This is a genomic window from Naumannella huperziae (assembly GCF_054073625.1).
In genome coordinates, this window is the sequence record NZ_JBSXPH010000001.1 from 1194052 (window position 1) to 1207753 (window position 13702).

Genomic DNA, 13702 nt, shown 5'->3' on the forward strand with positions numbered 1-13702 from the left:
GGGACGGAAAACACGTGCAGGACGTGAACTTCTTCGAAGAGCTCCGTATCGGGCTCGCGACCGCCGACGAGATCCGTGGCTGGTCGCACGGCGAGGTCAAGAAGCCCGAGACCATCAACTACCGCACGCTCAAGCCGGAGCGTGACGGCCTGTTCTGCGAGAAGATCTTCGGTCCCACCCGGGACTGGGAGTGCTACTGCGGCAAGTACAAGCGGGTCCGCTTCAAGGGCATCATCTGCGAGCGCTGTGGCGTCGAGGTGACCCGTTCCAACGTGCGCCGCGATCGCATGGGCCACATCGAGCTGGCCGCGCCGGTCACCCACATCTGGTATTTCAAGGGTGTGCCGAGCCGGCTCGGCTACCTGCTCGACATCGCGCCGAAGGACCTGGAGAAGGTCATCTACTTCGCCGCGTACATGATCACCTCGGTGGACGAGGACGCCCGGCACCGCGACCTGCCTTCGCTGGAGGGCAAGGTCGGGGTGGAGCGTACCCAGATCGAGAAGAAGCGCGATTCCGACATCGAGACCCGGATGAAGAAGCTCGAGGAGGATCTCGAGCGGCTGGAGTCCGAGGGCGCGAAGTCGGATGTCAAGAAGAAGACCCGCGACGGGGCCGAGCGCGAGGTCAAGCAGTTGCGCGACCGCGCGCAGCGCGATCTCGACCGGCTGGACGCCGTGTGGGACCGCTTCAAGGGTCTGAAGGTCCAGGACCTCGAGGGCGACGAGATCCTCTACCGGGAGATGAAGAACCGGTTCGGGAAGTACTTCTCCGGCTCGATGGGTGCCGAGGCGATCCAGAAGCGCCTGGAGAGCTTCGACCTGGAGGCCGAGGCCGAGAACCTGCGCCAGATCATCCAGACCGGCAAGGGGCAGCGCAAGACCCGCGCCCTGAAGCGGCTCAAGGTGATCTCGGCGTTCCTGACCACCGGCAACAGCCCGACCGGGATGGTGCTGGACTGCGTACCGGTGATCCCGCCGGACCTGCGCCCGATGGTGCAGCTCGACGGTGGCCGGTTCGCGACCTCGGACCTGAACGATCTCTACCGCCGCGTGATCAACCGGAACAACCGGCTGAAGCGCCTGCTCGACCTCGGCGCGCCCGAGATCATCGTGAACAACGAGAAGCGGATGCTGCAGGAGGCGGTGGACTCGCTGTTCGACAACGGCCGCCGCGGCCGCGCGGTGACCGGCCCGGGCAACCGTCCGCTGAAGTCGATCTCGGACATGCTGAAGGGCAAGCAGGGCCGGTTCCGGCAGAACCTGCTGGGCAAGCGCGTCGACTACTCGGGTCGTTCCGTGATCGTCGTCGGCCCGCAGCTCAAGCTGCACCAGTGCGGGCTGCCGAAGGCGATGGCGCTGGAGCTGTTCAAGCCGTTCGTGATGAAGCGGCTGGACGACCTGAACCACGCGCAGAACATCAAGTCCGCCAAGCGGATGGTCGAGCGCCAGCGTCCGGTCGTCTGGGACGTGCTTGAGGAGGTCATCGCGGAGCACCCGGTCCTGCTGAACCGCGCGCCGACGCTGCACCGCCTCGGCATCCAGGCGTTCGAGCCGCAGCTGATCGAGGGCAAGGCGATCCAGATCCACCCGCTGGTCTGCACCGCCTTCAATGCCGACTTCGACGGCGACCAGATGGCCGTGCACCTGCCGCTGTCGGCGGAGGCGCAGGCCGAGGCCCGCGTGCTGATGTTGTCGACGAACAACATCCTCAAGCCGGCCGACGGTCGCCCCGTGACCATGCCCACCCAGGACATGATCATCGGCCACTACTACCTGACCCAGCAGCGCGACGGCGTGCCGGGCGAGGGCCGGGTGTTCGGCTCGGTGGCCGAGGCGACGATGGCCTTCGACCGCGGCGAGCTGGCCGTCGGTGCCGCGGTGAAGATCCGGCTGCGTGACATCGTCCCGCCGGCCGGTGCGGAGCTGCGCGCCGACAACACCATCCTGCTCGACACCACGTTGGGCCGGGCGCTGTTCAACGAGGCGCTGCCGGCGGACTACCCGTTCGTCAACACCGAGGTCGGCAAGAAGCAGCTCGGCGTGATCGTCAACGATCTGGCCGAGCGCTACTCCAAGGTCGAGGTGTCGGCGACGCTGGACAACCTGAAGGACCTCGGTTTCCGCTGGGCCACCCGGTCCGGCGTCACCGTGTCCATCGGCGATGTCTCGACCCCGCCGGACAAGCCGGAGATCCTGGCGGGCTTCGAGGATCGTGCCGCCAAGATCGACAAGCAGTACGAGCGCGGCCTGATCACCGAGGACGAGCGGCGCCAGGAGCTGATCGAGATCTGGACCGAGGCGACCGGACAGCTCGGGGTGGCGATGGAGAAGAACTTCTCCGCGACCAACCCGATCTACATGATGGTCAACTCGGGCGCGCGCGGTAACCCGGTGCAGATGCGCCAGATCGCCGCCATGCGAGGCCTGGTGGTGAACCCGAAGGGCCAGATCATCCCGCAGCCGATCAAGTCGAACTTCCGCGAGGGCCTGTCGGTGTTGGAGTACTTCTTCTCCACCCACGGTGGCCGCAAGGGGCAGGCCGACACCGCGCTGCGGACGGCCGACTCGGGCTACCTGACCCGGCGCCTGGTCGACGTCTCCCAGGACGTGATCATCCGCGAGGAGGACTGCGGCACCGAGCGCGGCCTGACCAAGACCATCGCGGTCGAGGAGAACGGCAAGCTGGTCGCCGACGAGCATGTCGAGTCGGCGGTGTACGCGCGTACCCTCGCGGTCGACGTGACCGACGACAAGGGCGAGGTGCTGGTCCCGGCGGGCGTCGATCTGGGCGATGTGAACATCGCGATGTTGATCAACTCCGGGATCAGCCAGGTCAAGGTGCGCAGCGTCCTGACCTGTGAGGCCGCGACCGGTACCTGCGCGATGTGCTACGGCCGCTCGCTGGCCAGCGGCAAGCTGGTCGACGTCGGCGAGGCCGTCGGCATCGTGGCGGCGCAGTCGATCGGCGAGCCGGGTACGCAGTTGACGATGCGTACCTTCCACACCGGCGGTGTGGCGGGCGACGACATCACCCAGGGTCTGCCGCGCGTGGTCGAGCTGTTCGAGGCGCGGACGCCGAAGGGCAAGGCGCCGATCGCCGAGCTCGCCGGCCGGATCAGCGTGGAGGAGGGCGATCGCAGCCGCAAGCTGACGCTCACCCCCGACGACGGCTCGGAGGAGATCGAGGTCTCCGTCGGTCGCCGCGCGCGGATGCTGGTCGAGGACGGCGATCACGTCGACGTCGGCCAGCAGCTCACGGTCGGTACGCCGGATCCGCAGGACGTGCTGCGGGTGCTCGGTGTGCGCAAGGTGCAGGAGCACCTGGTGGACGAGGTGCAGTCGGTCTACCGGACCCAGGGTGCGCCGATCCACGACAAGCACATCGAGATCATCATCCGGCAGATGCTGCGCCGGATCACGGTGATCGAGTCGGGTGACACGACGATGCTGCCGGGCGAGTTGGTGGACCGGCAGTCCTACGAGGCGGAGAACCGCCGTGTCGTCGCCGAGGGCGGGCAGCCGGCCTCGGGTCGTCCGGTGCTGATGGGCATCACGAAGGCGTCGCTCGCGACGGAGTCGTGGCTGTCCGCGGCCTCCTTCCAGGAGACCACCAAGGTGCTGACCGATGCCGCGATCCACGGCAAGTCGGACTCCTTGGCGGGCCTGAAGGAGAACGTGATCCTCGGCAAGCTGATCCCGGCCGGTACCGGCCTGGACCGCTACCGCAACATCCGGGTCGAGCCGACCGCGGAGGCCAAGGCCAATGCGTACTCGATCAGCTACGAGCCCTACGACTACGACTTCGGGTCGGGCTCGGGCGCCGCGGTGCCGCTGGACGATTTCGATCTGGGCGGCGACTACCGCTGAGATGAGCGATCGCTGAGCGATCGGGGCAGGCGAGGGCCGGGCGCATGGCGCCCGGCCCTCGTTCGCGTTCTCGATCGCCGCGGGTTCCCGCAAGATCGGAGAGGCGGCCCGTCGCTGAAGCCCCGCTCACCCAACACCTGCGCGGTGACCCAACACCTATAGCTGTTGGGTGATCGCGCAGGTGTTGGGTGAGCGCAGCAGGCGGGCGCGCTTCGCCGCCCCAGGCGCGGGTCAGGCTCCGTCCCTGGAACACCTGGCGGAGCTGGCGCTGAGGCGACTGCGCGTCAGTCGGCGGCAACGAATATGCAGAACGGATGGCCGGCCGGGTCGGCATAGACGTAGAGGGGCTCGTCCGGGCTGTCGGTCCGGTCCAGGATCAGCCGCGCCCCGAGCGAGAGCGCACGCTCGTGCACCGCGGCGAGCGTGCCACGATCGGGAACCGTGGTATCGAGGTGCGCCATCTGCGGTACTGCCGGATCGGGCCAGGTCGGTTCGGGCAACGACTCGACGGCCTGGAAGGCGAGGCCCGGCCCGTCGGGTGCCCGCAGCACCAGCCAGTCGGAGCCGAGCGGGTCGGGCTCGCCGGGCGGGGGCGGCTCGTCGCCGGGCCTGTACGCCCAGCCCAGCAGCTCGCGGTAGAACTCCGCGAGCGCGCGCGGATCCGGGCAGTCCAGCACGATCTGCCGCAGCCGGGGGCGCGGTGGGTCCTGCGCCAGCCCGCGCTTCGTGCCGCCAGCGAGGTCGCGCATCGCGGCGTCGATCGTCGCGAAGATGGTGTCGTCGCCGCCCTCCCAGCTCGGCGTCGGGTCCGGCTGCCGTGGCGCGAGCTGGTAGAGCCACCACACATTGCCCCACGGGTCGCTCATCCGCGCGATCGTGGTCTCGCCATAGAAGGCGGTCGGTTCGGTGATCACCGTTGCCCCGCGGCTATGCGCCCGCGTGAGCACCGCACTGGCGTCGCGGACCCACACCTGCAGGAGGCCTGGTCGGGCGGGCCACCCGGGCAGTCGATCGGCAAGCAGCAGCCGGCCCGAGCCGAAGTCGAGTTCGGCATGGATCAGCAGGCCGTCGGGCATCGGCGTGCGTGCGGCCCGATCCTCGGTGGCACCGAAGACCGCGCTGACGAAGTCGATCAGGCCCGGCGCGTTCTCCACGATCACGAACGGGTTGAGCACCGTCGAGTCGCCGGGTGTCGTGTCGGGTGCGAGCAGCAGTGATGGGGTGTCCATGCGGCTCACGCTAGACACCGATCAGGACGGGTGTGGTCCGGTTTCCTCACCCCGCGCCGGGGCAGCGGCCCGTCGCTGAGCCCCGCTCACCCAACACCTGCGCGGTGACCCAACACCTATAGCTGTTGGGTCACCGCGCAGGTGTTGGGTGAGCGCAGCAGGCGGGCGCGCTTCGCCGCCCCAGACGCGGGTCAGGCTCCGTCCTCGGCCTCGCGCCAGGCGTCGTACCCGCCGATCAGGTCGGTTGCCCGGGCGATCCCGAGTTGCTGCAACGTTGCCGCGGCCAGGCTCGAGGCGTACCCCTGCTGACAGACCACCACGATCCGGGCATCCCTCGACGCCTCGGGCAGTGCCGCCTCGCTGGTCGGATCGAGCCGCCACTCCAGGACATTGCGCTCGATCACGGTCGCGAAGTCGATCTCGCCGTGCTCGTCGCGCTGGGCCTGCGGACGGATGTCGATCACCCACGCGCCGGCCTCGTGCTCGGCGCGCAGGCGCTCCGGTGGTACGCGGGTCAGGCCGGCGCGGGCGCGCTCCAGCAACTCGTCGACGCCGCTCACCAGTCGGCCCCGGCCAGCCGGCGGTCGGAGCGCACCAGCTCGGTGCCGGACTCGGAATAGTGATTCATGACCGTCAGTCTGGGCCCATACACGTGCAGGCTGATGGCCGGCTCCAGGGTGGGGTTGGTGACGCGATGCACGTGATCGGTGCCGAACGCGCGCGACCGGCCGGCTCCCCAGCGCAGATCGGCCCCCGGGCGCAGCACTCCCGCGCGGTCTTGTCGGGCGACCTGTTCGCGCAATGTTCCGCCGAGCACCACGAATGCCCCGGCGCTGGCGCCGTGATCATGCCAGTCGGTGCCCTGGCCGGGCAGCCAGGTGAGCAGCCAGGCCTCGCGGTCGGGCCGGGCGAGGAGGCGGTGGTAGTAACGGCTGGTCGCATCGAAGTCGACGAACCGTTCCCACAGTTCGGGGGTGCGGGCGAGCGATCGGGCGAGTTCGAGGTGGCTGGAATCGGGCATGACTGTCTCCTGGGATGTTGCGATGGATAGGGTGCGCGGACCGCCGGGATCAGCGGTGGGCGGCGCAACACAGCGCGCAACAGAGCCGACCCAGATCGACGTGGCGGCGCGTCCAGGGCAGGTGCGCGACGGTCGGGCAACTCACGCCGGCAAACATAGTCGATTAATTTGATCCACAAAGGCAGGTCCGCAATCCGGTCCACCCGATCGAACGCACTACCATCGCGGGGTGAGCGAGTCACCCGGCAGCGCGCCCGCGGAGTTGATCGAGATCGCGGCCGGGCCATTCGCGATGGGCAGCGACTCGCCCCGGGCGCATCCCGCCGACGGCGAGGGACCGGTCCGCACGGTCACCCTCTCGGCGTACCGGATCTCGCCGACGGCCGTGACCAATGCGGAGTTCGCCGCATTCGTCGACGCGACCGGCTACCGCACGGAGGCCGAGGGCTTCGGCTGGTCCTATGTCTTCGGCGGCATGGTCGCGCCCGATGCGGTGATCATGGACGCCGGGGTCCCCGGCGCCCCCTGGTGGCGGGCGGTGCGCGGCGCCGACTGGGCGCATCCCGAGGGCGGGCGTTCCGGCATCGGCGATCGCCTCGACCATCCGGTCGTCCAGGTCTCCTGGCACGACGCGCAGGCCTACTGCCGCTGGCGCGGCGTCCGGCTGCCCACCGAGGCCGAGTGGGAGAAGGCGGCCCGGGGCGGCCTGGTGGGCGCCACCTACGCGTGGGGGGATGAGGTGAGTCCCGGCGGTGAGCACCGCGCCAACATCTGGCAGGGCACGTTCCCCGAGATCAACACCGCCGAGGACGGGTACGCCGGGACGGCCCCCGTCACGGCGTACCCCCCGAACGGGTACGGGCTGCACAACACAGCCGGCAATGTCTGGGAATGGTGCGCGGACTGGTTCAGCGCACGCTGGCATGTCCAGGACATCGAGCAGACCCGGGTCGACCCGCAGGGCCCGCGCTGGGGCATGGCGCGGGTGGTTCGTGGCGGCTCCTATCTGTGCCATTCCTCGTACTGCAACCGCTACCGGGTGGCGGCGCGGACCCAGACCACCCCGGACTCGGCCCTCGGCCACACCGGCTTCCGGGTGGCAGCGGACGCCTGAGCGATCGCCGGTCAGCGCTGGTCGTGCGCGGACATGAACGCCAGCAGCCGGTCGTTCAGCGGGCCCGGCACCTCCATCGGCAGGGAGTGGCTGGTGTCCGGCCAGATCTGCACCTCGATCCCGGGTGTGCTCGCTTTCGCCTTGTCCGCAACCGATTGCGCGTCGTGCATCACGCTCCGCGGGGCCAGCGCCAGGTAGACGGGCAGTCCCGAGAGCTGTTCCCCGGTGATCAACTCCGGCTGCGCGGGCAGCGCGCTGCGGTAGTTCGCCATCCCGGCATCGATCATCCGGGCGACCGGGTCGTCGAGGTCGCTGGTGGTGGCGCCGCCGAAGTCGGCCAGCATCGCGTCTCGCCACGCCTTCGGCAGGAACGGCAGCGCGGCCGGGATCGACTTGGCGATGGTGCTCGCCGGCAGCCCCTCCCAGACATAGACCGGCTCCAGCAGGCTCAGTGAGGCGATCCGCCGCGGAAACCGGGCCGCGAAGTTGGCGGCCGCCCAGCCGCCGAAGGAGTGCCCGACGACATGCGCGCGCTCGATGCCGAGGCCGGCGAGGGTTTGGTCGAGCCAGTTCGCCTGGTCCTGCGGCGTCCGGATCGGGCGGTCCTGGATGCTCAGCCCGGCATCGCCGAGCGCATCCAGGGCGAAGACCGTTCGCTCGCGCTGCAGCAGCGGCAGATTCGCCTGCCACATCGGCGTACCGGAACGGATCCCGGGCACCAGCACCACCGGCGTCTGCTGCCCACCCGAGCGAGCGTCGAAGCGGTACACCCGGACGATGCCGTAGTCGGTGCGGATGTCGAGGGTGGCGTCCGGAGCGGGCAGCTTCGTCATCGCCTCGGCATAGGCCGCCCGGTAGGCATCCTGTCCGGCCGCCGAGCGCCAGTAGCCCACCGGGCTCGGATCCTTGATCAGATACGCCAGTGCGGCGACCAGGACGACGACGATGATCAACGCGGCGGCCAACCGGGAGAGGCGGCGCTTGAGGCGGGGGGCGGGGGATGGCGGCACGTTTCAATACGAACATATCGTTACGCTGTTTGCAAGTCGTCCATACTGGTACGCTCGCTCGATGCCTCGCGTGGTCGATCAGGAGCAGCGCCGCCGCGAGATCACCCACGCCCTGTGGCTGGTCATCGCCACGGACGGCATCGACGCGGTCAGCCTGCGGCGCGTCGCCGAGGCGGCGGGGGTCTCCATCGGTCGGATCCAGCACTACTTCGCCGACAAGGATGCGCTGCTGCTGCACGGCATCGCCGAGTTCGCGGCGGCCGCGCGGCGCGCGTACGAATCAGTCGAGGGTGATGCCGCGGAGCGACTGACCCGGTTGCTCACCCAGCGCATCCCGACCACGCAGACCGGCCGCACCGCGGTCGCGATCTGGCACAGCTATCTCGGCTGGGCGCCGCGCCGCACCGAAGCGGTGGCCGCGGTGCACGACGCGGTCGCCGCCGGCGACCGGCTGGCCGCCGAGTTGGTCAGCGAGCTCACGGGTCTGCCGCCGGCCCGGGCGCGGGAGCGCGCCCGATGGCTGACGTCGGCGGCCGACGGCCTCGCCCAGCGCGTGATGCTCGGCACCGTGTCCGGGCGTACCGCGATCGCCCAGGTCCGCTCCGCCGTGGCCGGGCTCGGGCAGCAGCGGGCTGGCTAGGCTGGCGCCCATGCCCACCGGCGCGACGCGAGACACCACGCCCGGTCGCCGGATCCACCTCGTGCGGCACGGGGAGTCGGTGGCCAATGTCGACCCGACCGTCTACGAGCGCGTGCCCGACTATCGGATCCCGCTCACCGAACGCGGCCACGACCAGGCCCGCGCCGCGGGTCGCGGCCTGCGTGCCGCCCTGGCCGACCGGCCGGTGCGCGTCTACGTCTCGCCCTACCTGCGGGCCCACCAGACCCTGCTCGCGCTCGGTCTCGACCGGCCCGAGTCGATCATCGAGGAGCCCTGGCTGCGCGAGCAGGACTGGGCCAACTACCAGGACCCGGCCGAGATCGCGGCGCAGAAGGAGCGGCGCAATCGCTACGGGCACTTCTTCTACCGGTTCCGCGACGGCGAATCGGGGGCCGACGTCTATGACCGGGTTGCCGGTTTCATCGGCGGCCTGGAGGTGACCTTCGCCGATCCGGGTACGCCGGGCGACATCGTGCTGGTGACCCACGGGCTCACCATGCGGCTGTTCTGCATGCGCTGGTTCGGCTGGACCGTCGAATACTTCGAGTCGCTGAAGAATCCCGACAACGCCGAGCGCAAGACGATCACGCAGACCGCGCGCGGCTGGGAGCTGGACCGGTCGTTCCACCAGTGGAAGGCGGCGGACCCGCAGACCACGATCGCGCAGCGGTACGCCGCGGAGTGAGGCGGGCTCAGACGCGGGCGCGCTCCAGGTTGTCGAGGATGTCGTCGACCGTCTCCTGCGGCGTCTGTGCCGAGGAGTCGAGCCAGTAACCGATCCGCGCGGTCTCCTGGCGCAACTGGCTGTCCAGCGCGCCGGGGGAGAAGTGCACATAGCCCGCCTTCTGGCGCTGCTCCTCGCGCCATTCCAGCGCGGACACGGTCGGTGACAAGACGACCAGGAACCGCTCGGCGGTCCGGATGCGGGAGATGAAGCTGGCCAGGTGCTCGCCGATGATCACGTCCTGGACGATCGCGTCGAAGCCGCGGGCGGCATAGGCATCCGCGGCGTGGCTGGCCAGGTCGTAGCGCAGCGCGAGCTGTTCGAGCGCATCCGGACTGGGCTGCGGGGTCATGTCCTCGCGGCCGTTGACGATCATCCGGCGGAAGAGATCGCCCCGCACGTGCACCGATCGCGGCAACTGGGCCGACAGCAACTCGGCGACCGTCGACTTGCCGGCCGCCATGGCCCCGGTGATGACGATCACGCGACCCGCCGGACCGGGCGCGGTGGCAACCTGGTCCGCCGATTCGGGGAGCACGTCCGTGCTGGCCTGCTGCACGCGTCCATTCTGAGCGACGCACGTGAACGTTGCGTGAATCCCGCGCCGTCGGCGACCGCCAGAATTTTTGACCCTTCCCGGCGCGTCGACTAGCATGGACGCTTGTGTTCGGCTCGCCCGGACCATGTGCGCATGCCCCGGTGCCCGACGGCATCTGCAGCGTACAGCGAACATCCGCACCGCTGGCCGATGGCCGGGTTTCGTCCCGGCCGCCCGCGGGCGCGATGTTTGAACCGACAGGTTTGCAGCAGGAACGCCAGGCGATGAGTCAGACCGACGACATGCGCCAGACCGAATAGAGAGAGATACCAGCCGGTGCCCACAATCCAGCAGTTGGTCCGCAAGGGCCGGTCCGACAAGGTCGCCAAGAGCAAGACCCCCGCGCTGAAGGGTTCGCCCCAGCGCCGCGGCGTCTGCACCCGCGTCTACACCACCACCCCGAAGAAGCCGAACTCGGCGCTGCGCAAGGTGGCCCGCGTCAAGCTGTCGTCGGGGATCGAGGTGACCGCCTACATTCCGGGCGTCGGGCACAACCTGCAGGAGCACTCGATGGTGCTGGTCCGCGGCGGGCGTGTGAAGGACCTGCCGGGTGTCCGTTACAAGATCGTGCGCGGTTCGCTCGACACGCAGGGCGTGAAGAACCGCAAGCAGGCTCGCAGCCGTTACGGCGCGAAGAAGGAGAAGTAATGCCTCGCAAGGGCCCCGCCCCGAAGCGTCCCGTGATGGCCGACCCCGTCTACGGGTCGCCGCTGGTCAGCCAGTTGGTCAGCAAGGTTCTCACCGACGGCAAGAAGACCACCGCCCAGGACATCGTCTACAGCGCGTTGGAGGGCACCCGCGCGAAGACGGGTGTCGATCCGGTGCAGACGCTGAAGCGCGCGCTGGACAACGTCCGCCCCAGCCTCGAGGTGAAGAGCCGCCGGGTCGGTGGCGCCACCTACCAGGTGCCGGTCGAGGTCAAGCCGGCCCGCGCCACCACGCTGTCGATGCGCTGGCTGGTCAGCTTCTCGCGCGCCCGTCGCGAGAAGACGATGTCGGAGCGGCTGATGAACGAGATCCTCGACGCCTCGAACGGCCTGGGTGCCGCCGTCAAGCGCCGCGAGGACACCCACAAGATGGCCGAGGCCAACCGGGCCTTCGCCCACTACCGCTGGTGACGCGCTCCCGGCGCCGGAATACCGGCGCCGGGACCGGCGTTTCATCAACTGGTGGTCACGGCTCCCGGCCGCCCCACCACCCACCGCAAACACAGATTCGAGGTTGAACGCTCTCCGATGGCTGTCGACATCAAGACCGACCTGGGCAAGGTCCGCAACATCGGCATCATGGCGCACATCGATGCCGGCAAGACCACCACGACCGAGCGCATCCTGTTCTACACCGGCATCACCTACAAGATCGGTGAGGTCCACGACGGCGCCGCCACGATGGACTGGATGGAGCAGGAGCAGGAGCGCGGCATCACGATCACTTCCGCGGCCACCACGGCCCACTGGAAGGATCACCAGATCAACATCATCGACACCCCCGGGCACGTCGACTTCACCGTCGAGGTGGAGCGTTCGCTCCGCGTCCTCGACGGCGCCGTCGCCGTCTTCGACGGGGTGGCCGGCGTCGAGCCGCAGAGCCAGACCGTGTGGCGTCAGGCCGACCGCTACAACGTGCCGCGGATCTGCTTCGTCAACAAGCTGGACCGCACCGGTGCGTCCTTCGACTTCTGCGTCAAGACGATCCGCGAGCGCCTGAACGCGACCGCCGCCGTGATGCAGTTGCCGATCGGTGCCGAGGCAGACTTCATCGGCGTGGTCGACCTGATCCGGATGAAGGCCCTGACCTGGCGCGGCGAGACCAAGCTGGGCGAGGACTACGAGGTCGAGGAGATCCCGGCCGACATGCTCGAGGAGGCCCAGGCGGCCCGCGCCGAGCTGATCGAGACCGTCGCCGAGCATGACGACGAGCTGATGGAGCTCTACCTGGAGGGCGAGGAGCCCACCGAGGAGCAGCTCCAGCACGCCGTCCGGCGCGCGGTGCTGTCGTCGGCGATCACCGCCGTGTTCTGCGGCTCGGCCTTCAAGAACAAGGGCGTGCAGCCCCTGCTCGACGCCGTCATCGCCTACCTGCCGTCCCCGGTCGACGTCCCGGCCATCCAGGGCTTCAAGCCCGGCGACGAGTCGGTCGAGATCGAGCGCAAGCCGTCCGACGACGAGCCGTTCTCGGCGCTGGCGTTCAAGATCGCGGCCGACCCGCACCTGGGCAAGCTGACCTTCGTGCGGCTCTACTCGGGCAAGCTCGAGGCGGGCTCGACGGTGCAGAACAGCACCAAGCAGCGCAAGGAGCGGATCGGCAAGATCTACCAGATGCACGCCAACAAGCGTGAGGAGATCGCGTCGGTCGGCGCCGGCCAGATCGTCGCCGTGATGGGCCTGAAGGACACCACCACCGGCGAGACCCTGTCCGACCCGCAGAACGCGGTCGTGCTGGAGTCGATGGACTTCCCCGCACCCGTCATCGAGCAGGCCATCGAGCCGAAGACGAAGTCGGACCAGGAGAAGCTGTCGACCGCCATCCAGCGGCTCGCCGAGGAGGACCCGACCTTCCGGGTGCACACCGACGAGGAGACCGGCCAGACGATCATCGCCGGCATGGGCGAGCTGCACCTGGAGGTGCTGATCGACCGGATGAAGCGCGAGTTCCGCGTGGAAGCCAACATCGGCAAGCCCCAGGTGGCCTACCGCGAGACCCTGCGTCGCCCGGTCGACAAGGTCGACTACGTGCACAAGAAGCAGTCCGGCGGTTCCGGCCAGTACGCCAAGGTGCAGATCAACCTGGAGCCGCAGGAGGCGGGCGCGGGCTATGAGTTCGTGAATGCGATCACCGGTGGTCGCATCCCGAAGGAGTACATCCCGGCCGTCGACGAGGGCATCCAGGAGGCCATGCAGACCGGCGTGCTCGCGGGCTACCCCGTCGAGGACATCAAGGTCACGCTGGTCGACGGGGCGTACCACGACGTCGACTCCTCCGAGCTGGCGTTCAAGATCGCCGGCATCCAGGTGTTCAAGGAGGCGGCCCGCAAGGCCGACCCGGCCCTCCTGGAGCCGATGATGAAGGTCGACGTCACCACGCCGAACGACTACCTCGGCACCGTGATCGGCGACATCAACTCCCGTCGTGGCCAGATGCAGGGCACGCGGGAGGAGCACGGCAACCAGGTCGTCGAGGCGCTGGTGCCGCTGTCGGAGATGTTCGGCTATGTCGGCGACCTGCGGTCGAAGACCTCGGGCCAGGCGTCGTACTCGATGGAGTTCGACTCCTACGCCGAGACCCCGAAGACGGTCTCCGACGAGATCATCGCCAAGGCACGCGGGGAGTGATCCCCGCCCGCCGAGGCAGCACGGGCCCGGGATGATAGACCCGATCGGTTTGACTGTCACGGGTCCGTGCACAAAACTTGGCCGGGTGCCCTGCGCCGCGCGCAGCGCAACGCCCGACCAGCAGTAACCATCGCAAGCAGCCCG

The 13702-nt window shown here is 69.1% G+C and carries 12 protein-coding genes; 7 read left to right on the top strand and 5 right to left on the bottom strand.

The genetic code is table 11. The features are described from left to right. The first annotated feature begins 14 nt into the window (after positions 1–14). A complete protein-coding gene (locus ACXDC7_RS05650; RefSeq protein ID WP_179444435.1) occupies positions 15–3869 on the top strand; it encodes a DNA-directed RNA polymerase subunit beta' in 3855 nt (1284 codons plus the stop codon). Between the two features lie 284 nt (positions 3870–4153). On the opposite strand, the gene ACXDC7_RS05655 is transcribed toward ACXDC7_RS05650, so the two are convergent. The 3 genes from ACXDC7_RS05655 to ACXDC7_RS05665 form a co-directional block, all read right to left on the bottom strand. Beyond that, entirely contained in the window at positions 4154–5098 is a 945-nt protein-coding gene (locus ACXDC7_RS05655) for a VOC family protein (RefSeq protein WP_459221494.1), read from the bottom strand. A gap of 191 nt (positions 5099–5289) precedes the next feature. Beyond that, positions 5290–5658 (bottom strand): rhodanese-like domain-containing protein, encoded by a 369-nt coding sequence (locus tag ACXDC7_RS05660; RefSeq protein WP_459221495.1) that lies wholly within the window; start codon positions 5656–5658, stop codon positions 5290–5292. After that, positions 5655–6119 carry a cysteine dioxygenase gene (locus tag ACXDC7_RS05665; protein WP_459221496.1) on the bottom strand — a complete coding sequence of 155 codons (465 nt, stop codon included), beginning with the start codon at positions 6117–6119 and terminating at the stop codon, positions 5655–5657. Before ACXDC7_RS05665 ends, ACXDC7_RS05660 begins: the two co-directional genes overlap by 4 nt. Before the next feature lie 229 nt (positions 6120–6348). On the opposite strand from ACXDC7_RS05665, the gene ACXDC7_RS05670 reads away from it, so the two are divergent. Continuing rightward, positions 6349–7233, top strand: coding sequence for a formylglycine-generating enzyme family protein (locus ACXDC7_RS05670; protein ID WP_459221497.1), 885 nt, complete (start codon positions 6349–6351; stop codon positions 7231–7233). 11 nt (positions 7234–7244) lie between these two features. Here ACXDC7_RS05670 and ACXDC7_RS05675 read toward each other — a convergent pair whose 3' ends face one another. Beyond that, positions 7245–8243 (bottom strand): alpha/beta fold hydrolase, encoded by a 999-nt coding sequence (locus ACXDC7_RS05675; RefSeq protein WP_459221498.1) that lies wholly within the window; start codon positions 8241–8243, stop codon positions 7245–7247. A 61-nt stretch (positions 8244–8304) separates the two neighbouring features. Here ACXDC7_RS05675 and ACXDC7_RS05680 point away from each other — a divergent pair, with 61 nt between their 5' ends. Both ACXDC7_RS05680 and ACXDC7_RS05685 read left to right on the top strand, forming a co-directional pair. Next, positions 8305–8883, top strand: a complete 579-nt coding sequence (locus tag ACXDC7_RS05680) for a TetR/AcrR family transcriptional regulator (protein ID WP_459221499.1) — start codon at positions 8305–8307, stop codon at positions 8881–8883. Positions 8884–8893: 10 nt separating this feature from the next. Continuing rightward, a complete protein-coding gene (locus tag ACXDC7_RS05685; RefSeq protein ID WP_179444430.1) occupies positions 8894–9589 on the top strand; it encodes a histidine phosphatase family protein in 696 nt (231 codons plus the stop codon). 7 nt (positions 9590–9596) lie between these two features. Here the strand turns inward: ACXDC7_RS05685 and ACXDC7_RS05690 are convergent, their stop codons facing one another. Further along, positions 9597–10187 (bottom strand): AAA family ATPase, encoded by a 591-nt coding sequence (locus ACXDC7_RS05690; RefSeq protein WP_343045857.1) that lies wholly within the window; start codon positions 10185–10187, stop codon positions 9597–9599. A 315-nt stretch (positions 10188–10502) separates the two neighbouring features. On the opposite strand from ACXDC7_RS05690, the gene rpsL reads away from it, so the two are divergent. The 3 genes from rpsL (at position 10503) to fusA (ending at position 13558) form a co-directional block, all read left to right on the top strand. Next, a complete protein-coding gene (gene rpsL / locus ACXDC7_RS05695) occupies positions 10503–10874 on the top strand; it encodes a 30S ribosomal protein S12 (protein ID WP_179444428.1) in 372 nt (123 codons plus the stop codon). Then, positions 10874–11344 carry a 30S ribosomal protein S7 gene (gene rpsG / locus ACXDC7_RS05700; RefSeq protein ID WP_179444427.1) on the top strand — a complete coding sequence of 157 codons (471 nt, stop codon included), beginning with the start codon at positions 10874–10876 and terminating at the stop codon, positions 11342–11344. Before rpsL ends, rpsG begins: the two co-directional genes overlap by 1 nt. 117 nt (positions 11345–11461) lie before the next feature. Further along, a complete protein-coding gene (gene fusA, locus ACXDC7_RS05705; RefSeq protein WP_179444426.1) occupies positions 11462–13558 on the top strand; it encodes an elongation factor G in 2097 nt (698 codons plus the stop codon). Positions 13559–13702: the final 144 nt, after the last annotated feature.

Bases quoted from the DNA above. Each gene is read 5' to 3' on its own strand.
- ACXDC7_RS05655 (WP_459221494.1), bottom strand. From the start codon at position 5,098: ATGGACACCCCATCACTGCTGCTCGCACCCGACACGACACCCGGCGAC.
- ACXDC7_RS05665 (WP_459221496.1), bottom strand. From the start codon at position 6,119: ATGCCCGATTCCAGCCACCTCGAACTCGCCCGATCGCTCGCCCGCACC.
- ACXDC7_RS05680 (WP_459221499.1), top strand. From the start codon at position 8,305: ATGCCTCGCGTGGTCGATCAGGAGCAGCGCCGCCGCGAGATCACCCAC.
- ACXDC7_RS05685 (WP_179444430.1), top strand. From the start codon at position 8,894: ATGCCCACCGGCGCGACGCGAGACACCACGCCCGGTCGCCGGATCCAC.
- rpsG (WP_179444427.1), top strand. From the start codon at position 10,874: ATGCCTCGCAAGGGCCCCGCCCCGAAGCGTCCCGTGATGGCCGACCCC.
- fusA (WP_179444426.1), top strand. From the start codon at position 11,462: ATGGCTGTCGACATCAAGACCGACCTGGGCAAGGTCCGCAACATCGGC.